We start from the raw sequence: 19,128 nt of genomic DNA, 5'->3' as shown, positions 1-19,128 counted from the left end.
AAGACCCACTATGACATTTCTCTCCATACTCTTCGCGCTCTTGATTGAGCAACTCAAGCCACTGAGAGTGGATAATCCCGTGTACACCCAAGTTCAGCATTTCGCGGCCAAAGTTGAGGCCTGGTGCAATGCGGGTAAGGCGCACCATGGTCGCACTGGCTGGTTTATCGTGGTTGGTGCGCTGACTTTGCCAACTGCCTTGGTGTATTGGTTATGTTTGCGTTTGAATCCCTTTGCGGCCTTTATTTGGAATGTCATTATCGTCTACCTGACTTTGGGTTTTCGCCGCTATAGCCATTACTTTACCTCGATACAAATTGCTTTAAATGCTGGCGATGAAGATGCAGCGCGCAAATATTTGTCAGATTGGACGAATAGAGATTGCTCCGCGATGGATGCCACCGACGTTGCACGTGGGGCAGTTGAGCGTTCTTTGATCGCATCGCATCGCAATGTATTCGGTGTGTTCTTTTGGTTTTTGATGCCAGTTGGTCCAGCATGTGCTGTGATGTATCGCATGTCTGAATTCTTATCGCGTGAATGGTGCGAGCCTGAGCACATGCAAAATGAAGAGTTTGGTCAATTTGCGAAAAAAGTATTTTATTGGATAGATTGGGTGCCAGCTCATTTGACCGCGGTGGCATTTGCGGTTGTTGGTAATTTTGAAGATGCTATTTATTCCTGGCGTAATTATGCGAGTCGTTGGACTGATGAATTGCTAGGTATTATTTTGTCTGCTGGCGGTGGCGCGATAGGTGTGCGTTTGGGAGAGCCTGAAACCAAAGCTCTTGTGATCTTGAATGCCGATGCTAGTGCGGTAGATGTAGATAGTCTGGAACTTGAAAGTCAGCCTGGCGTGGAAGCGAGTCCACGCTCACTGCAGAGCGCCGTTGGCTTGGTTTGGCGGGCTTTATTGCTATGGATGTTGCTACTTTTATTATTGTCCTTTGCAGTTTGGCTATAAATCTCTTTAGCGCAATGAAAAAGCCCACTTATTGTTTAAGTGGGCTTTTTGTTTTCTGAATGCCTGGTCTTGAGTACTGGTCTTAAGTACAGCCATTAAGTGCTCACACTAAGCGCTGGTGTTAATTGTTCCGCCAGTGATTTCTCCGCGGGTATTGGGCACGGGAGTTGGTTTGGGTTCTTGTGCAGGTTTGGCAGCTTGCTTTGATTCTTGGGCATCGCGTGCCGCCTTGACTTCATTAGTCTTATTCACATCCGCCTTAGCTTTGACAACTTCGGCATCGTTGACTTTGTTCTTTGGGGCAAATGATTTTAACTCTTCATTTCTATTGGAAAAGACTTGGTCTCTTGCGGCAGTTGAAGTAATTGGTGCGGTTGCCATGATATTTCCTGACTTAAGATGTTTCTTTTATGATGACCACAATGAAGAATAGGTGAGATCAGATGAATCTTCAAGATGGATTTTGAATGCTTACGATTAAATTAACTGAATCGAAGCTGGTGTACGCACTTACGCAATTGTCACAATTTCATTTTGTTGAAAATCATACAAGCAAAAATAGGGGCGAAAAAAAACGCTGTTCAAAATAAACAGCGTTTTCTTATGACTCCGAAAGCGATTAGTTACGAACTACGCGCTTGTATTCATTTGTACGTGTATCGATTTCGATAACGTCATCTTGGCTAACGAATAATGGCACTTGCACGATATGGCAATGCGCTTCGATGGCGTTTTCGATTTTTGCTTCTTTCAGAACGTTACCGGAAGTATTACCTTTTACAGCTGGCTCAGAATAGATAACCAAGCGAGCGATTGTTGTCGGTAATTCTACAGAAATTGCTTTGCCGTCGTAGAAAACAGCTTCACATTCCATGCCGTCTTTCAGGTAATGCAATGCATCGCCCAAGTTTTCTTCTTCGATTTCGTATTGGTTGTATTCTGTATCCATGAATACATACAAAGGGTCAGCGAAGTAAGAGTAAGTTACTGGCTTTTTATCCAAAACAACAACGTCAAATTTGTCGTCGCCACGGAATACGTTTTCCAATGGGCTATTCGTCAACAAGTTTTTCATTTTCCACTTGTAAGTGAAGCCAGTACGGCTAGAACCGTTGACGTCAGAGCGCAGAACGATCATAGGCTTGCTGTCGACCATAATAATGTTGCCAACGCGAATTTCTTTTGCAGGTTTCATAGTAATTGATATAAAAAGTAGGTTGCTTAAAAATCATCTGTTGCCTACTGGAATATTAAAAATATTGCCCTGCAAGCTCAGCATTGATGGTGTTTTGAATAAATCGAAAAATTCATTAAAAATTAACCGCACATTTTAACCTATTTTCAGGGGCTTTTATCGTTTCGCGTTGATGAAGCTCAATAAATTCGATGTCATGTCGCCAATGTCGTGCATTTGTTGTTGCCAGAGAGCGCTTTGTATTTGAATTTCTGGCAAATTCCGACGGAAGTCTGTCCATAAACTCTGCCAATCTGGCGTGGTTGATGCATCGTTCCATGCCAGAGAAAATGCTTGGCTGGCTGTGCTTGATGCCGTATGTCGTCCCAAGAAGGCGCGCAATTTTTTGTGATGCAAGTTTTCATCTTGCGGGTAGATGTGCCAGATAAAGGGTTTTTGCGCCCACTGGGCTCGTACGAAAGAATCTTCGCCTCTGACAAAATTCAGATCGCAACTCCACAACAATTTGTCGTAGTCTTGTTGCGGCACAAAGGGAATGACACGCACACTTAAATTGCCTCGTTTGACATGCGCACCTGGTTTCGCATCTTGTTGCAAGAATTTTTCTACTGTCTCCTTGGCTACCCCAGTAGGAACCAGACAGCTAACGGCCTCCGTGCCATTTTCCCAAACTTGAAATAGCTGTTCGACTGGTGCATGAGGGTAGCAGAATAGAGAAATGTTAAGTGCATCTGATTCTTCTGCGCTTACACCCAAGTTAGCTAAAAAAGCTTTTCGATTTTGGGCTACTTGATTAAATTCATGCTGCTCTTGAGTTAAGTTTTTCTCATGTAAAAGTCCGCCAGTTTTTGGCGTAAACCCAGGGAAGAAAAAATATTTTGTCAGCGAATACTGTGGATGTGAGGACGGCAAAGTATGGCAGCCTTCAACCCATTCTTCTGCACTCAAGCCTTCCAGATTAATCCAGGCCGGTGGTGGTTGGCATAGTGCCATGCTGGCGATGTACGCGGGAGGAATATCGCAGCCAAAAAATTCAATCACGATATCCGCAATGTCACTCACTTCAAATCGACCGTCTTGATCACGCCAATGGCGAATGTGGATATTGTGGATGCTTTGTTGTTCTGTTTCGATCTCTAGTTCAGGGCAGATCTTTTTGAAGCTGACTAAATCGTCGACCCATAATGTCACCGCGATGTGATGCTCTTGTTCGAGTTGGCGCGCGAGGCGCCAGCAGATACCAATATCGCCGAAATTGTCGACAACTTTGCAGAAGAGGGCAAGGCTGGTAGTGGAGCTATTGAGATGATTCATGAATTGGAAAATCAGACAGAAAATTCAGTCAAAAAATAAATAAAAAGTTTGTATGATTAACGGAAATTGTTTTTCCACTCACGCAAAGCGCCAAAATTGGTGGCTTCGTCTTGCGCTGCAGCGACTTTGTCCGTACTCACTAAACGTTCTATAACTGCCGAGACGCGGGTGCGCAAAAATGGGTTGGTTTGAATTTCCAAGGCGATCGTCGTCGGCACTGTTGGAATATCTTGTGCACGCTTTTCTTGCTCGCGCACGATGCGGGCTTGTAAAGCAGCATTTGCTGGTTCAACTTCGAGCGCAAATTTCAGGTTGGATAAAGTATATTCATGCGCACAATAAACGGCCGTAGCGGCTGGTAACGCAGCCAACTGATCGAGTGAATTGAGCATTTGTGCTGGTGTGCCTTCAAACAGGCGCCCGCAGCCACCGGCAAACAGGGTATCGCCGCAAAAGACCGCGGCCAGTGCTTCAGAATAATAGGCGATATGCCCAAACGTGTGGCCTGGTACTGCAATAATTTTAAAGCTTAACTCCAGACTGGCTATGCTGATTTGGTCTCCATCATCCAAAGGAATCGTGACTGCCGCGATCCCATCATGTGCAGGGCCATATACTGGAACCGGGTAATGTGTGAGCAGTTCTGCAACACCACCAATATGGTCGCTATGATGATGCGTCAGTAAGATGGCTCTGAGAGTCAAGCCGTGTTGCGTAAGTGCCTGTAAAATAACTGTGGCATCGCCAGGATCAACGACAATAGCATCGCTGCCATTGTGAATTAGCCATAGATAATTGTCGTCAAACGCGGGCACAGTCAATATACTGAGGGCTTGCTTAGTGACTTGCTGATTCATAGTAGGCTTATCCTGATTTTTTAGAGAAGTGAGTGAAGTGAACGCATCAAATTCTACGCAATCCGCCATTATAGACTTAGGTGATTGGCTGATGCAGCCAGCGGGAACTTATATCTGTGCGTGGGAACAAACCCAGTTTGATTTGCTGACAGCGGATATTTTTGGTTTTCATGCCTTGCAAATTGGTTTGCCGCAATTGCCTGCGTTGGCAGCGAGCAGAATGCCACATCAATGGCAGACAGCCCAGCAAGTCCCTGAAATGAATGCGGTGCTGCGCCAGCAAGTGGTGTTGGTGCACGATTTTGCCGAATTGCCATTTGACTCACAGAGTATTGATTTGATCGTCTTACCGCATGTACTTGAGTTTGCCAAAGAACCACATCAAATTTTGCGTGAAGTCGATAGAATTTTAATTCCTGAAGGCAGAGTCATTATCAGTGGTTTGAATCGCGCTAGCTTATGGGGTGCGCGGCAAATGCTAGGGAAATTGGCGCACAGACCATTTTTGCCGGAAGAAGGCGAATTTATCAGTGCGCATCGCTTAAAGGATTGGCTGAAATTATTGAGTATGGAAGTGAGTCAGACGCGCTTTGGATGTTACGCCATGCCAGTCGACAATGCGCAGTGGTTAGAAAATTCAAGCTTGATGGACAAACTGGGTCAACGCTGGTGGCCACGACTAGGCGCGGTGTATATGATAGAAGCGATCAAAAGAGTCAGAGGTATGCATTTAATCGGCCCTGCATTAAAACAAAAACGTGTACGACAAGCGAATGCTGTACCAGTCGCGAATAAGATAAAAGAACATGGACAAAATTAAGATTTATACAGATGGTGCTTGTAAAGGGAATCCTGGTAAAGGCGGTTGGGGGGCATTACTGATCGCAGGACATCGTGAGAAAGAATTATTCGGCGGTGAGGCCGATACGACAAATAATCGCATGGAATTAATGGCAGTGATTCAGGCGCTCGGTGCTTTGAAGCGGCCATGTGAAATTGCACTACACACGGATAGTCAATACGTACTCAAAGGCATTACGGAATGGATAGACGGGTGGAAAGCAAAAGGCTGGAAAACTGCATCGAAATCACCAGTAAAAAATGTCGATTTGTGGCAACAGTTAGATGCCGCACGCAATCTGCACACCATAGAATGGATTTGGGTTAGAGGTCATGCAGGTGATGCTGGGAATGAACGCGCAGATCAATTGGCAAATCGTGGTGTCGAGACTGTAAATTAGCGTTTGGTTTGATCATGCATGACGATTTTCGTTGAGCTTAATGCGTGCATCTAGTGCCCTCAATGTGGGAACGTCAGATCTGAAACACATGCTTGTGAAAAGTGGTGATTGAATAGAAGTTGAAGTATGCGCCAGTAAAGAAATTGCTGTTCTTGTCATAAATACCGAGATGCCGAGTTGAAGTTGATTCTATTAGGGAGACGAATGCATGTATCGATTACACCGGTCACGGATTAAAAATAAGCTGCATGAAAACAAGCTCCATAAAAACAAGCTGATCGATAAGGATCTGATTATTCAGGCATGTTTAATTTTTCTTTTATCTGTGGCTTCGTTTATTTCCTTCATTGATTCGGCGCATGCGGCCAATTCCGAGACTACAACTGCGACAAAGAACGATAAGGTCGCCCATCCTATAGTTAGTTCTCCTGTAGTTAGTCCTCCTTTAGTTAGTCCTCCCTTCGTCGGCGCTCCCTTTATCAGTAATTTTGATGCTAAAACGTATAAGGCGCATGGACAAAATTGGGTATCGGTGCAAGATCGTCGCGGCATACTTTACTTTGGTAACTCAAACGGCATCATTGAATTTGACGGTCAACGTTGGCAAGCGGTTATCATTACTGGCAATCCTATGGTGCGTTCGCTGGCGGTGGCTAGTGACGGTACTATTTTCTACGGCTCGGTTGGTGATTTTGGTTATTTGCGCGCGACTGATTCAGGTCAGGTGATGGCAGTTTCTCTACGCGATAAATTACCGAAAGATGAAGCAGTCTTCAATGATGTCTGGCAGGTAGAAAATACGAAACAAGGAGTCGTATTTTTGACTCGCAGTCGGATTTTTCGTTTCGATCAAGGTCAGCTCACCGCGATTGCTGGGCGTTTTGCTTCCTCGCAAGCCGCGGTCTTGAACGGTACATTAATCTTTGCCGATATCGATCACGGCATTAGTTTGCTTGACGGCGACAAGGTGGTGCCCATCCCGCAATTGGCCGGGGTATTTAATCGCAAGCGCGTGATGATGGCGGCGTTTGGCCCGCACGAACTCTTGGTCGGACGCCTCGCCGGAGACTTCTGCTTAATTGATCTTGCACCGTTGTGGAATGCCACGACAAAGTCCTATGATGTAAATCGTACAGTAAGCAATCTGGTGCGCCCTATGCCCACTGAGGTTGATGCCTTGCTCAATGAGAATAATATGTTCTTGTATAAGGTGTTGCCGATAGATGGCGATACTTTCGCTATCAGCACCGTGAAAGCAGGCGTCTTAATTTTAGATCGTACGGGTAAGGTTTTACGTGCGATTAACAAGAATGCCGGTTTGATGGATAACACTGTCGCGGGAATCATGCTCGATCGCCACAAGAATCTGTGGGCGTCAACGAATTCCGGCATATCTCATATTGAACTGAGTGTGCCGCAGATGTTATTTTCTGCAAAAAATGGCTTGGAAGGGACTTCCATCACGGTCGCTTATTACCAAGATCAGTTTTATGTCAGTACATTTCAAGATATCTATACCCAATCTCCTTTCAAATACAGTCTCAAAAATGACGTGCCACAGTTTTCACCCTTGCGTGAAGGGACTAGCGAAATTTGGCAATTCTTGGAAGTCAGTGGCGATTTGATGGCTGCATCAGGGCGTGGTTTATATAGAATCCGTGGTGACCGTGCCGAGTATATTAATGAATCGTCCGGTAATGCCTATAGCCTAGGAACGACGCCACGCTGGCCAGATCATTTATTTGTCGGATTGATGGGTGGCGTTGAAATTTTTAAACGCAACGCGGGGCAATGGCAGCGCATCGCGCGAATGGATGGCGTGAAAGATAATATTCGGCGCATTACCACGGATGCGAATGGTGACTTGTGGCTCAATACGGAAGTTCAGGGACTGCTACGCGTGCACTTTGATGGCGACAAAGTGAATCGAGTAAAAACTCACAGAATAGGACTAGCGCATGGCTTGCCAGATTTAACGGCTGGCCGCACCATTTTATTCGGCAAAGACTTAATGCTAGTGACGCCAAAAGGAATCATGTCTGCCAAGATCGCCCCGTGGCAAGAGGGTGATGCAGATGTGGATGCAACGCGGTTCGCACCCGATGCACGCTTTGGATCGCAATTTAGTGATGGCACTTTAGAGGTGAGTGATCTGATAGAAGATCGTGCAGGTGGCGTTTATCTTAAAACCACAGATGGCATATTTGCGTTGCACAAGAAGACTTCAGTCGGAGAACTTCAACCGTCGGCGACTCAGTCGGCGGCCAACTATGCCGTAGATGGAAATGCTTTCCGAGGAGTGACTTCGGCTGACGATGCTTTATTCGCCCATCCTCTCGGTGGCGTTTGGATGCCTGGCGAAGTATTGACACGGGTAGAGCCAACCGCGAAGAAAAATTATGGGCAAGATTTTCTGGCCTTGATTCGCCGTGTAACGACTACTGGCAAGCATCTCATTTTTTCTGGTAGTTTTGCCGAAGCTGGAAGCAGTATTCCAAACGCCGCAACGGTGTTTCAAACGCTACAAAGCAAGCAGCAAGTACTGCAATTACCGTATGACAAAAATGCCTTGATTTTTGAATTTGCCGCTACCTTTTTTGAAAAGCCGGGTAGCTTGCGTTTTCAATATCAGCTTGAGGGATTCGACCAGCAGTGGAGTGAGTGGGATGCTGCCACCGCCAAGGAATACACCAATATCCCTGAAGGACAATATCGGTTCAAGGTAAGAGCAAAAAACATCTATGGTGTGCAAACACAGGAAGCGATTTACGCTTTCCAGATACTTCCACCTTGGTATCGTAGTTGGTGGGCTTACATACTCTGGATCGCCTTGGCGGCATTTTTGATCTGGGGTGTCGCGCATTTTTATTCTCTGCGTTTAAAGCGTGAAAAAATTCATTTGGAAGAATTGGTTGCTGAGCGCACTCGACAATTGCGCGAAGCATCGTTGACAGATCCTTTGACTGGCTTACGCAATCGTCGTTTTCTATCAGAAGTTTTGCATAACGATGTACAAGCATTTATTAGTTACAAGAACTATGTGTTGCAAGCTTCCATCAATCGCGCCAGCATGACGGGGCGTGAAGTTTTCGCGCTGTACTTGCTGGATATGGATCATTTCAAGCAAATCAACGACACGTATGGGCACGAAGCTGGAGATATGTTGTTGAAACAATTCTCGCAAATATTAAATGAATCGGTGCGTAAAGATGACGTTGTCGTTCGATTGGGCGGAGAGGAATTTTTGGTAGTTTTAAAGAAAACCGACCCAGACTATATCCATCATTTTGCGCAAAAATTGCTGAAGAAAGTTGCCGACACAGAATTTGATTTGGGTGATGGCGTGCGTATCCATAAAACCTGTTCGATAGGTTATACGGTATTTCCGTTTTACGCGGATCTTCCCGAGCTTGTTAGCTTTGAACAAAATGTAATGTTAAGTGATATGGCGATGTATTACGCCAAACATCACGGCAGAAATCAGGCGGTTTTTATGTCGGCGACCTCTAAAGTGCCGACGGATGAAGAGACTATTCGACACATGGTTACATCATTTGAGTATGCTTCAAAACAAGCCTACGTCACGATAGAACAGGTACGTCAAACCGATGACGATGCGAATGTACAAACAAGCTGACAGCTTGTTGGAAATAGCGAAAATGCCGCATATTATTGCGGCATTTTTTTTGAACTTAGTTCATTGATCAATTACTTCGGCTGTTATTTCAGCAGTTACTTCGGCTGTTTGGGCTGCATCGCTTGTATTAGCGCATACCTGCAATGATGCCTTCCAATTTAATCGTGTCGGCACAAAACAGGCGTATCCCTTCGGCTAATTTTTCAGTTGCCATGGCATCTTCATTTAACATAAAACGGAAGGACTTTTCATCGATGCTTAATTTCGTTACGTCAGATGCCATTGCGGCTTCTTGATTGAGTTTAGGTGGTACTTTGCCATCGGCTTCGCTGAGTTTTTGTAGCAGATCTGGACTGATGGTTAATAAATCGCAACCCGCTAATTCCAAGATTTGCGAAGTGTTGCGGAAGCTAGCACCCATAATTTCTGTACTAAAGCCGAACTTGCGATAGTAGTTGTAAATGCGCTTGACCGACAGCACGCCAGGGTCTTCTGCACCATAAATTTCTTGACCAGTTTGCTTCTTGAACCAATCATAGATTCGGCCAACAAATGGAGAAATTAATTGCGCGCCAGCTTCCGCACAAGCTGCTGCTTGCGCCAGGCAGAACAGCAAAGTCATGTTGCAGTGTATGCCTTCTTTTTCTAAAATTTCTGCAGCACGAATGCCTTCCCAAGTCGATGCGATTTTGATCAAGACACGTTCGCGTGGAATGCCAGCGGCTTCATACAAGGCGATCAATTGTCGACCTTTTGCAACGGTGGCTTCGGTATCAAACGAGAGGCGGGCATCGGTTTCTGTGGAAACGCGACCAGGCACGATCTGCAAGATTTTCAGGCCAAAACTAATCAGTAATTGATCAATGATTTCATCGGTAGATTTGCCAGCGTTTTGTGCCACTGCTTGTGCGAGCAATGGTTGATATTCGGGTTTCTGTACGGCTTTCAAAATCAGCGAAGGATTCGTCGTCGCATCACGCGGCGTGTAGGCTTGCATGGATTGAAAATCGCCAGTGTCTGCCACCACGGTTGTGTATTGTTTCAGTTGTTCGAGTTGATTCATGATGGAGTGTGAAATAAGGTTCGAAAAAAGTAAGTAAAAATTTAGTTGGACAAGACTTGAATGTGCGCAGGACCGGCGACGATTTCGCCTATTACTGCGGCATCTTGAAAATCACTCTTATGAAATATTTCCAATACTTGCGCCAATGCTTCAGGTGCACAGGCTACTAACAGTCCGCCGGAAGTTTGTGGGTCGGTTAATAAAGCTTGAGTGATAGTATCTTCATGGCTAAAACGGACATCCTCACCATAAGCTGCGAAATTGCGGGCAGATGCGCCTGTGATACAGCCCGCGGCTGCAAGTTCTTTGACCTGTGGTAAAAAGGGAATGTCTGCAGCACGCAGCGTGGCACCTACTTTTGCGCCACGGCAGATTTCTAATAGATGGCCGAGTAAACCAAAGCCCGTCACGTCGGTCATCGCATGTACAGCGTCCAGTTGCGACAAGGCCTGCCCAGGTTTATTGAGCTTGGTCGTATTCGCAATCATGCTCGCATAGCCATTCGCATCTAATTTTTGTTTTTTTAAAGCGGCAGACAGTACGCCTACACCTATAGGCTTACCGAGAACTAATTGATCGCCAACACGTGCGCTAGAATTGCGTTTGACCTTGGACGGATGGATCAATCCCATCACCACCAATCCATAAATTGGCTCGACCGAATCGATGCTATGGCCGCCCGCAATCGGAATACCGGCTTCGCGGCAAATACTTTCACCACCTTCAATAATCTTACCGATGACATCTAATGGAATTTGATTGATGGGCATTCCGACCAAAGCCAGCGCCATAATCGGTGTTCCGCCCATGGCATACACGTCAGAAATCGCATTCGTCGCAGCGATACGGCCAAAATCATAGGGATCGTCAACGATAGGCATGAAAAAATCGGTAGTCGCGATCAAAGCTTGTTCGTCATTGAGTCGATAAACCGCAGCATCGTCAGAAGTCTCTATACCGACCATGAGTGCATCGGGAACTGAGAATCCGGTCGATTTCTTGAGTATTTCAGCCAAAACCCCGGGCGCTATTTTGCAGCCACAACCACCGCCGTGGGAAAACGAAGTCAATCGAATTGGGCCTGTGCCGATGTCGGTGCCGGAGCTAATGCTATTTCCCATGCTTGTGCTGTCGTTCATGAATCTGTCTGGGCTTAATTGTGAGTGATGAATGACCGATTATAGAATACTGCCGTCAGGCTGAGGCAGAAAAATCAAACATAGGCCGTCATCATCAAAAAATGCAATGCTTTGTCTGGCATGGTTCTATTCTGCATGGCGTTTGAGCCTCCGTATCTTCACCATTCAACAAAGAAGAGTATGAGTCTTTGATAATTTGCCCTGAGCAGGATTCTTTTTAAGTTGATATGTATCAGGCTCTCGCCTAGGGACGCGTGTCACCACTCAAACTTCACTTTATCAGCGTTCACTCAATGCGAAAGAAAGACAGAGCTCACAGTATTATTTTTCGACAGATGTGAGCATGAATAGTCAGGTTAAAGATTCACAAGAGAGCTTAGGCTTCAAATAATTTGTGTAGTAAAACTATAAAATTTTCATATTGTTACTGTTTTCAATTGTGGTCAGGTAGGTGTGCCAATATTCGAAGTAGCATATTTTTTAATGATTTGGATAAATTCCAGATGGCAATTGAAAATAGTGTGACGTAAAGATTGACAATCAATTTCATCTATCACGCCTTAATTATTTGAACGTTTAGATTTCTATCGTTTCTCAATTTTCTTCTTATTGTGTAGTTTGACTACAACCAATTCGTTTTTAATTGCTTTATTCTGTATGCGTTCGGAGCGACGGTGAAACCCTGTTAAGCCTGATTTTTATTTTTACTAAATAGGCATTGGATGGTGCTTAAGGTGTTTTTGGTACCTAGTGCTGAATGTAGAGTAAATCAGTTTCCGAAGGATTTGCCTTGTGTCACTAAATTCAATTTCAAAATCTGACCTTTCGAGGTTTTGTTCGCTCAACCTATTTGTGTTTCTATTGGTACTCAAATCATGAAAATATTTGTTCTTGAAGATAGTTTTTGGCATAAGTCAAAAGAAAATGTGATTTAATATGGAAACCTTTCCAATTGATTCTCTATTTACTAGAGATAAGAGATAAAAAAAGAATGAGGGAAGTTTAGCTAATCAAGCACAAATCAATAAAACCTAAGCCGAAGAAGTGCAAGCTTCAATAATTTTGAGACGAATTAAGTACGGCACACTAAGTACACACACACTAAGTACGACACGCAAAGTACGATAATTAAAACACCCTATATGTAATGAGCCTGAGGGAAAGGACCTACTTTATGCACCAAGCAATGAGCACCACCGAAATCTTCCTATTAGCGATGCTGCTAATTTTTTCCGTTCCTTATCTGGTCTGGCGCGTCTGCAAGACTGACTATTATGCACCGTTGGTCGTGGTGCAGATTATTGCTGGCATCTTGCTGGGGCCGGGCGTTTTGGGTGCTGCTTTTCCTGAGTATTATCAATTCGTTTTTAACCCTGCGGTGATTCAGTCTTTGAATGGCATTGCCTGGTGGGCGGTGATGATTTTTGTGATGATTGCTGGCATCGAATTGGATCTGGTACAAGCCTGGGAGCATCGTTTTGAAAGTGGCGTGACTGCTGGTTTGGCTTTGGGGATGCCACTGATTTTTGGTTCTGCGGTTGCGCTTGGTATGTTGGGATTTGTAGGGTGGATGGGGCCGGGTGCGCAGAGTTGGCAATTTGTGTTGGGCGTGGGAATGGCTTGCGCCGTGACAGCTTTGCCGATCCTGATTTTGCTGATGGAAAAATTAGAAATTTTGCGCCAGCCTATCGGTCAACGAATTTTGCGTTATGCCAGCGTTGATGATATTGCGATTTGGGGTGTGCTGGCTTTAATTATGCTCGATTGGGATAGAGTCACGCGCCAAATTGGATTTTTGTTGGTGTTTGCTGTCGTGACGATTTTTTATCGACGCGTGATGGCGTGGCTACAAGAACGCGATCGTTGGTATGTGGGTTTGATTTGGTTAGCGGTTTGCAGTTTCGGTGCGGATTGGGCGGGTTTGCACTTTATGGTCGGTGCTTTCTTGGCAGGTGCGGTGATGGACGCACATTGGTTTAATCAAGAAAAAATGGACTTGATGCGTCATCACGTATTGCTGGCGATTATGCCGGTGTTCTTTTTAAGTACTGGCTTGCGCACTAACTGGGCGATGGGTGGGTCTGTTGTGTTTATCGTTGCAGCGGTGCTTTTGGTGGCATCCGTCAGCGGCAAATTAATTGGTGTGCAACTCGCCGGTAAAATTTTGAAATGGGAAAAAGGCGAAGCGAGCATTATTGGTTGGCTATTGCAAACCAAAGCCTTGATCATGATTATTTTTGTGAATATTTTGCTCGATAAAAAAATCATTACCAGCGAGACTTTTACTGCGCTGCTGTTAATGGCAATCGCCAGCACGATGTTGACAGTACCTGTCGTTGCTCCGAAATTGCAGCGTATGAAAGAAATTATTTTCCGGTCCAAATAAGCTATCTATAGAGAGAATCCTTGAGATCACCAGAGTAGATGATGTTAGAAACGAATATTCCTACATTACCAGCTACAGCGCCACGTCATTCATTGCGTAATGGCGTGGTCGCCTGCGTCGGTGTATTTTCGATTATTGGGATACTTAGTTATTGCTCATTCCAGCTTGGTGTATTGCTCGCGTTGGGCTCATTTGGCTCCAGTGCAGTTTTGTTGTTCACCTTTCCAGAGAATCATTTTTCGCAGCCGCGCAGCTTGGTGGGCGGACATTTTATTTGTACTTTAGTCGCTTTGTTGGTTTTGTCTTTTGCCGGTCATCACTGGTGGGCATTGGCAATTGCGGTCGCGCTCGCAACGGCAATCATGATGCTCACCCGTACTTTGCATCCGCCTGCGGGTTCTAATCCTATCATCGTGTTTTTGGCGATGCCTGATTGGCAGTTCCTATTTTTTCCGACTTTGTTTGGTGCCATGATGATGGTCTTGGTAGCTTGGTTTTATCATCGTGCCTGTCGTCGATCTTATCCTCTGTATTGGATTTGACTGGACGTAATTATGTGTAAATGAGCATAATCGAAAGGCACATAAAAAAAGCGACCCATGCAGGTCGCTTTTTTAATTCTACTCAGCTACAGCGTTTCGATTAACGATCGCCGAAGCTACGACGATTGCCATTCGCATCGCCAAAACGGGATTTCGCAGCACCACCACCGAAACCACCGCCTTCACTGCGTGGAGCGGCGTTTGGTTTGCTGAAGCTGCGTTGACCTGGCTTGCTGCTGTTACCAAAACTATTGCCTGTCGTACGCTTGTCACCTGGTTTCCAGCCGCTTGCTTTGCGTGCTGGTGCGCGGGCTGCCATGGCAGATTTCTTAGGTTCAAAACCTTCGATTACATCGACTGGGATCAATTGCTTAGTAAAACGCTCGATGCGTTTCACGTTCATGCTTTCAGCATGATTGACCAAGGACACTGCCAAACCTTTACGACCAGCGCGACCAGTACGACCGATACGGTGTACATAATCTTCTGGGAATTTAGGTAAATCGTAGTTGAATACGTGCGTAATGCCAGGCACATCGATACCGCGTGCAGCGACATCTGTTGCTACCAAAACGCGAACTTGACCGCGACGTAAAGAATCTAATGTACGGTTACGTGCGCCTTGATGCATATCGCCATGCAAAGCAGCCGCTGCGAAACCAGCAATGTTCAAACGATCTGCAATCGTGTCTGCATCACGTTTTGTCGCTGTAAATACGACGGCTTGATCCAAAGATTCATCGCGCAGCAAATGATCGAGTAAACGATTTTTGTGGGATAAATCATCGACAAAATGCACTTTTTGTTGAATGTTTTCATGCTTAGTCGCAGAACCAGCGATTTGAATAATCATTGGGTCTTTAGTAATGCGACGCGCCATGCTACCAACTACGCCATCCAAAGTGGCAGAGAACAACATGGTTTGACGTGTTTCTGGCGTTGCTGCAACGATTTTTTCGATATCATCGATAAAACCCATATCCAACATGCGATCTGCTTCGTCCAGAACCAAAATTTCTAATTCTGAAAAATCAATCTTGCCGGACTCCATATGATCGATCAAACGACCTGGTGTTGCCACCAAGATTTCTGGATTACGGGACAAAAGTTGCATTTGTTTTGGGTAAGGCATACCGCCCAAAATCGAGACTGCTTTGACGCGACGTGAGTACGCGCTGTATTTGTCAGTGGCTGTGGTTACTTGCAAGGCCAATTCACGAGTTGGTGTCAATACCAACATCTTTGGCTTTGCTGCTTGAAAACGTGGACGATCGCCACGAGCACGAGCTGCCTGGCGTTCTTGATTTGGTGTTTTACCAGCTGTGACAGTCAAATCGTCAGCGGCGGCTGCAAATTTATGTAAAGCTGGCAACATGAAAGCGGCAGTTTTGCCTGAGCCAGTTTGGGAGGATACCAATAAGTCACGACCTGCAATCGCTGCAGGAACTGCTTGTTCCTGAACTGCTGTTGGTGTTGTATAGCCAGTATCAGCAATAGCGCGCAGGATGGACGTGTGGAGGCCTAGTGTTTCAAAAGTCATTGTGTTCTTCTTCCGTTATTAATCTGCGCAGGGCAAAAACCAAGCGCGCAAAAAAGCAGCGTCAACCAATCGAAATGAACAAAGAAAACCAGTACCGATAAGGGTACAAATCAGGAATACGATGAAATTTCGGCACAAAAGCTTTGCGCCGGGACGATGTCTATGTGTGAAACCAGACATACAGGGCGGGAGGGCTTTACATTGCAGTATCAATAACTCACGATACGCAAGGGCTACGGTGCTACCTACTACTTAAACTCACAAAGCAAATTTATATTGCAGTGCAAAAACGAGACTATACAGCATATTTCAGCTTCACGCATCTAAAAACTATGCGCGCTTTAAATTCCGCAAGGAAAATTCATTTTGATTTGATAATTTGTTTTAGCACAGTTGGCAGAGAGAGAAATGAGCGAAAATAGACATTATTCACATAATTGACGGATTTCTTGAAAATGATGACAACATTCAAAAAACGTTTTATCAAGTTTTCTGCATTGGCGGCGACAGCATTCATCGCGAGTCTTAGCATGATGCACAGCACCCACGCAGACACTCTGAGTGTGGCGGTCGCTGCCAATGTACAGTTTGCTTTTGACGATTTGAAGGAAGAGTTTAAGAAACAAACTGGACATGACTTAAAAGGTGTCTTTAACTCATCGGGCAAATTTGTCAGTCAGATTATCAATGGCGCGCCATTTGACGTGTTTATGTCGGCTGATATGGATTTTCCGAATAGCCTCTATCAACAGGGCTTCACTATCACGGCACCTAAAATTTATGCCTATGGTTCTTTGGTATTGTGGACCACCAAAAATCTAGATTTGCAGTCGTGGCAAAGTCTATTGCAAAGCGACAAAGTTCAGAAAATTGCAATTGCAAATCCCAAGACTGCTCCTTATGGCAAAGAAACGATTCGCGTCTTAAAATTCTATAAATTAGATGTAGTCCTGGAGCCACGTTTTGTCTATGCAGAGAGCATTTCGCAAGCAGATCAATACATTCATTCTGGTGTGGTTGACTTAGGCTTTACTGCAAAATCAGTGGTCGTATCCTCCAAAATGCAAGGAAAGGGTCAATGGATAGAATTGCCTGCGAATAGTTATACGCCGATTGCGCAAGGCGTTGTTATCCTCAAACACGGCCAAGAAAACGCGCCGCAAGCTAGCCAACAATTTTATGACTTTTTGTCGAGTGCAAAAGCCAAAGCTATTTTGCAAAAAAATGGATACGCTGTACCGTGAATAAACTACCCGGAAGAATTATTAGTATAGAAACCGAAGGCAGTATCGCGCTGATCGAAGTCGCGGTCGGCGAGCTTCGCCTAAGTGCAAGCTTGCTGGGCGCTACGGAAGAGCTTTTGGCTTGGGAATTGGATCAAGAAGTGGATTTGATTTTTAATGAAATGGAAGTTGCCATTGCAAAAAATTTGTCTGGACAGATCAGTCTACGCAATCGTTTGCAGGGCAAAATTGTTGGCTTGGAAATTGGCAAAGTGTTGGCACGCGTCGTCTTTATCGTTGATCGTATTCACTTAATTAGCGCGGTGATTACAAGCCGTTCAGCAATCAAGTTAGAGCTACGATTGGGTGACGAAATTGAGGGCTTGGTGAAATCCAACGAAATGAATTTGATCCGATCAGAGGCGACATGAATCTCCTTGACCATGACTGGCAGCCTTTATGGCTGAGTTTGAAACTGGCCTTGATGACGGCCACGATTTTGTTTTTCATAGGCTTACCTATTGCCTACTACTTAGCATTTTCTACCAGTCGTTTGAAATCTCTGTGGGAGGCATTGATTAGTATGCCTTTGGTGCTGCCGCCTTCCGTGCTGGGATTTTATTTGCTCATCGCTTTTAATCCTCAATCTGGTTTAGGTGCATGGTTGCTAGCGCATTTTGATCTGCGTTTGAGCTTTAGTTTTCTCGGTATTCTGTTAGGTTCCGTTATTTTTAGCCTGCCATTCATGGTGCATGCACTCCAAGCTGGATTGCAAAATTTACCGCTGGAATTGCGCGAAGCAGCTTATACATTGGGGCAGACAAAATTACAGACTTTGCGCAAGGTTTTGCTGCCAAATATGAAGGCTTCTGTGTTGAGTGGATTGGTCCTGAGTTTTGCACATACCTTGGGTGAATTTGGTGTGGTATTGATGATAGGCGGGAATATTCCAGGTGTCACCAAAGTTGCATCAATCGCGATCTATGATGAAGTCGAAAGTTTGCAATACGCAAATGCCCATTTTTATTCCATGGTGCTGGTTCTGTTAAGTTTCCTCATCTTGATCGCGGTGTATGTGAGTAAGCGACAATTTCCGGAAAAATTCTCATGACGCGCAAGGCATTTTTAGATGTGCAAGTTCAAAAAAAACTGAGCGGTACTCAGGGAAATTTTGAATTGGATGTCGCATTCCAATCAGCTGCAAGCGATTCGGTCGCCTTATTTGGGCCATCAGGTGCCGGTAAGACCAGTGTATTGCGGATGCTGGCTGGGCTGACTGCGCCCGATCATGGGCGCATCGTATTTGATGATGAAGTCTGGTTTGATTCTTTGCAGGGAATTAATCTGCCGACACACGCACGCTCTATCGGCATGGTTTTCCAAAACTATGCCTTATTTCCACATTTAAATGTGCGAGATAACGTGGCATTTGCGGTTGAAAAGGGCGCCAATGCATGGGTTGAACAGTTACTGGAAATGAGTGATTTACAGAACTTGCGATTCCAGTCTATTCAACAATTATCCGGCGGGCAAAAGCAAAGAGTTGCCTTGGCCAGAGCGCTCGCGCGCAAACCTAAATTATTGTTATTGGATGAGCCTTTATCCGCACTCGATCAACATGTGAGAATACAAATGCAAGATCACTTGTTGATGATGCATAAGGAGTTTGGTTTGACAATGATGTTGGTGAGTCACGAAGTGGCTGAAGTCTTTAAGCTTGCACAAAAAGTCATACAACTAGAGGAGGGGGCTATCGTACGCTGCGGTAGTCCACAGCAAGTATTTTTGCAGCAGACAACGCAAGGGAAATTGCATTTACATGCGCAAGTTCTGGCAATTCGCGCCGAAGAAATTGTGTACATTCTTTCGCTTTTGGTAGGTCAAGAAATTATTGAAATTATTGCGTCACATGAAGATGTAAAAAGGCTGAAAGTCGGTGACAAGATTGCGATCTCCACCAAAGCTTTCAGCCCACAAATTACACGACTAAATCCAAATTTTTAGCTTAGTCCAACATCCATTCAACG

General features: G+C 45.0%; 17 protein-coding genes. 10 read left to right on the top strand and 7 right to left on the bottom strand.

Annotated features, from left to right (window positions below; translation table 11 throughout):
* Nucleotides 1-10: 10 nt before the first annotated feature.
* Nucleotides 11-964, top strand: a complete 954-nt coding sequence (locus tag H8K55_RS04230) for a CobD/CbiB family protein (protein ID WP_186940829.1) — start codon at nucleotides 11-13, stop codon at nucleotides 962-964.
* Between the two features lie 108 nt (nucleotides 965-1,072).
* Here the strand turns inward: H8K55_RS04230 and H8K55_RS04225 are convergent, their stop codons facing one another.
* The 4 genes from H8K55_RS04225 to gloB all read right to left on the bottom strand — a co-directional run bounded on the left by H8K55_RS04225 (nucleotide 1,073) and on the right by gloB (nucleotide 4,330).
* A complete protein-coding gene (locus tag H8K55_RS04225; protein WP_186940828.1) occupies nucleotides 1,073-1,345 on the bottom strand; it encodes a hypothetical protein in 273 nt (90 codons plus the stop codon).
* A 238-nt stretch (nucleotides 1,346-1,583) separates the two neighbouring features.
* On the bottom strand, nucleotides 1,584-2,159 hold the full coding sequence (locus H8K55_RS04220; RefSeq protein ID WP_186940827.1) for an elongation factor P: 576 nt from the start codon (nucleotides 2,157-2,159) through the stop codon (nucleotides 1,584-1,586).
* 156 nt (nucleotides 2,160-2,315) lie between these two features.
* Nucleotides 2,316-3,473 (bottom strand): elongation factor P maturation arginine rhamnosyltransferase EarP, encoded by a 1,158-nt coding sequence (gene earP / locus H8K55_RS04215; protein ID WP_186940826.1) that lies wholly within the window; start codon nucleotides 3,471-3,473, stop codon nucleotides 2,316-2,318.
* A 56-nt stretch (nucleotides 3,474-3,529) separates the two neighbouring features.
* Entirely contained in the window at nucleotides 3,530-4,330 is an 801-nt protein-coding gene (gloB, locus tag H8K55_RS04210; protein WP_186940825.1) for a hydroxyacylglutathione hydrolase, read from the bottom strand.
* A 91-nt stretch (nucleotides 4,331-4,421) separates the two neighbouring features.
* Between gloB and H8K55_RS04205 the strand changes: the two genes are divergently transcribed.
* The 3 genes from H8K55_RS04205 (at nucleotide 4,422) to H8K55_RS04195 (ending at nucleotide 9,208) form a co-directional block, all read left to right on the top strand.
* Nucleotides 4,422-5,150 carry a class I SAM-dependent methyltransferase gene (locus H8K55_RS04205; protein WP_186940980.1) on the top strand — a complete coding sequence of 243 codons (729 nt, stop codon included), beginning with the start codon at nucleotides 4,422-4,424 and terminating at the stop codon, nucleotides 5,148-5,150.
* Nucleotides 5,137-5,571, top strand: coding sequence for a ribonuclease HI (gene rnhA, locus H8K55_RS04200; RefSeq protein WP_186940824.1), 435 nt, complete (start codon nucleotides 5,137-5,139; stop codon nucleotides 5,569-5,571). Before H8K55_RS04205 ends, rnhA begins: the two co-directional genes overlap by 14 nt.
* A 208-nt stretch (nucleotides 5,572-5,779) precedes the next feature.
* Nucleotides 5,780-9,208 (top strand): ligand-binding sensor domain-containing diguanylate cyclase, encoded by a 3,429-nt coding sequence (locus H8K55_RS04195; RefSeq protein ID WP_186940823.1) that lies wholly within the window; start codon nucleotides 5,780-5,782, stop codon nucleotides 9,206-9,208.
* A 127-nt stretch (nucleotides 9,209-9,335) separates the two neighbouring features.
* On the opposite strand, the gene tal is transcribed toward H8K55_RS04195, so the two are convergent.
* Together tal and selD are read right to left on the bottom strand one after the other, a co-directional pair.
* A complete protein-coding gene (gene tal / locus H8K55_RS04190; protein WP_222612354.1) occupies nucleotides 9,336-10,271 on the bottom strand; it encodes a transaldolase in 936 nt (311 codons plus the stop codon).
* 41 nt (nucleotides 10,272-10,312) lie between these two features.
* Nucleotides 10,313-11,392 (bottom strand): selenide, water dikinase SelD, encoded by a 1,080-nt coding sequence (gene selD / locus H8K55_RS04185; RefSeq protein WP_186940978.1) that lies wholly within the window; start codon nucleotides 11,390-11,392, stop codon nucleotides 10,313-10,315.
* Nucleotides 11,393-12,584: 1,192 nt separating this feature from the next.
* Between selD and H8K55_RS04180 the strand changes: the two genes are divergently transcribed.
* A complete protein-coding gene (locus H8K55_RS04180; RefSeq protein ID WP_186940821.1) occupies nucleotides 12,585-13,796 on the top strand; it encodes a cation:proton antiporter in 1,212 nt (403 codons plus the stop codon).
* Between the two features lie 41 nt (nucleotides 13,797-13,837).
* Nucleotides 13,838-14,338 (top strand): HPP family protein, encoded by a 501-nt coding sequence (locus H8K55_RS04175; RefSeq protein ID WP_222612353.1) that lies wholly within the window; start codon nucleotides 13,838-13,840, stop codon nucleotides 14,336-14,338.
* Between the two features lie 100 nt (nucleotides 14,339-14,438).
* Here the strand turns inward: H8K55_RS04175 and H8K55_RS04170 are convergent, their stop codons facing one another.
* Nucleotides 14,439-15,878 (bottom strand): DEAD/DEAH box helicase, encoded by a 1,440-nt coding sequence (locus H8K55_RS04170; protein WP_186940817.1) that lies wholly within the window; start codon nucleotides 15,876-15,878, stop codon nucleotides 14,439-14,441.
* 458 nt (nucleotides 15,879-16,336) lie between these two features.
* Between H8K55_RS04170 and modA the strand changes: the two genes are divergently transcribed.
* From modA to H8K55_RS04150, 4 genes are read left to right on the top strand one after another with little or no spacing between them, the layout of a single operon-like run.
* Nucleotides 16,337-17,122, top strand: a complete 786-nt coding sequence (gene modA, locus H8K55_RS04165) for a molybdate ABC transporter substrate-binding protein (protein WP_230408481.1) — start codon at nucleotides 16,337-16,339, stop codon at nucleotides 17,120-17,122.
* Nucleotides 17,119-17,532 (top strand): TOBE domain-containing protein, encoded by a 414-nt coding sequence (locus tag H8K55_RS04160; protein ID WP_186940815.1) that lies wholly within the window; start codon nucleotides 17,119-17,121, stop codon nucleotides 17,530-17,532. The genes modA and H8K55_RS04160 overlap by 4 nt, the downstream gene beginning before the upstream one ends.
* A complete protein-coding gene (modB, locus tag H8K55_RS04155) occupies nucleotides 17,529-18,212 on the top strand; it encodes a molybdate ABC transporter permease subunit (protein WP_186940814.1) in 684 nt (227 codons plus the stop codon). The genes H8K55_RS04160 and modB overlap by 4 nt, the downstream gene beginning before the upstream one ends.
* Nucleotides 18,209-19,105, top strand: coding sequence for an ATP-binding cassette domain-containing protein (locus H8K55_RS04150; protein WP_186940812.1), 897 nt, complete (start codon nucleotides 18,209-18,211; stop codon nucleotides 19,103-19,105). Before modB ends, H8K55_RS04150 begins: the two co-directional genes overlap by 4 nt.
* Nucleotides 19,106-19,128 lie beyond the last annotated feature (23 nt).

This window comes from Affinundibacterium flavidum (assembly GCF_014284175.1).
Lineage (GTDB): Bacteria > Pseudomonadota > Gammaproteobacteria > Burkholderiales > Burkholderiaceae_D > Undibacterium > Undibacterium flavidum.
This window is presented reverse-complemented; position numbering and strand designations above follow the sequence as displayed.

Excerpts from the sequence above, each read along its gene's own strand:
- H8K55_RS04230 (WP_186940829.1), top strand. The coding sequence starts at position 11 with ATGACATTTCTCTCCATACTCTTCGCGCTCTTGATTGAGCAACTCAAG.
- H8K55_RS04225 (WP_186940828.1), bottom strand. The coding sequence starts at position 1,345 with ATGGCAACCGCACCAATTACTTCAACTGCCGCAAGAGACCAAGTCTTT.
- H8K55_RS04220 (WP_186940827.1), bottom strand. The coding sequence starts at position 2,159 with ATGAAACCTGCAAAAGAAATTCGCGTTGGCAACATTATTATGGTCGAC.
- earP (WP_186940826.1), bottom strand. The coding sequence starts at position 3,473 with ATGAATCATCTCAATAGCTCCACTACCAGCCTTGCCCTCTTCTGCAAA.
- gloB (WP_186940825.1), bottom strand. The coding sequence starts at position 4,330 with ATGAATCAGCAAGTCACTAAGCAAGCCCTCAGTATATTGACTGTGCCC.
- H8K55_RS04205 (WP_186940980.1), top strand. The coding sequence starts at position 4,422 with ATGCAGCCAGCGGGAACTTATATCTGTGCGTGGGAACAAACCCAGTTT.
- rnhA (WP_186940824.1), top strand. The coding sequence starts at position 5,137 with ATGGACAAAATTAAGATTTATACAGATGGTGCTTGTAAAGGGAATCCT.
- H8K55_RS04195 (WP_186940823.1), top strand. The coding sequence starts at position 5,780 with ATGTATCGATTACACCGGTCACGGATTAAAAATAAGCTGCATGAAAAC.
- tal (WP_222612354.1), bottom strand. The coding sequence starts at position 10,271 with ATGAATCAACTCGAACAACTGAAACAATACACAACCGTGGTGGCAGAC.
- selD (WP_186940978.1), bottom strand. The coding sequence starts at position 11,392 with ATGGGAAATAGCATTAGCTCCGGCACCGACATCGGCACAGGCCCAATT.
- H8K55_RS04180 (WP_186940821.1), top strand. The coding sequence starts at position 12,585 with ATGCACCAAGCAATGAGCACCACCGAAATCTTCCTATTAGCGATGCTG.
- H8K55_RS04175 (WP_222612353.1), top strand. The coding sequence starts at position 13,838 with ATGTTAGAAACGAATATTCCTACATTACCAGCTACAGCGCCACGTCAT.
- H8K55_RS04170 (WP_186940817.1), bottom strand. The coding sequence starts at position 15,878 with ATGACTTTTGAAACACTAGGCCTCCACACGTCCATCCTGCGCGCTATT.
- modA (WP_230408481.1), top strand. The coding sequence starts at position 16,337 with ATGACAACATTCAAAAAACGTTTTATCAAGTTTTCTGCATTGGCGGCG.
- modB (WP_186940814.1), top strand. The coding sequence starts at position 17,529 with ATGAATCTCCTTGACCATGACTGGCAGCCTTTATGGCTGAGTTTGAAA.
- H8K55_RS04150 (WP_186940812.1), top strand. The coding sequence starts at position 18,209 with ATGACGCGCAAGGCATTTTTAGATGTGCAAGTTCAAAAAAAACTGAGC.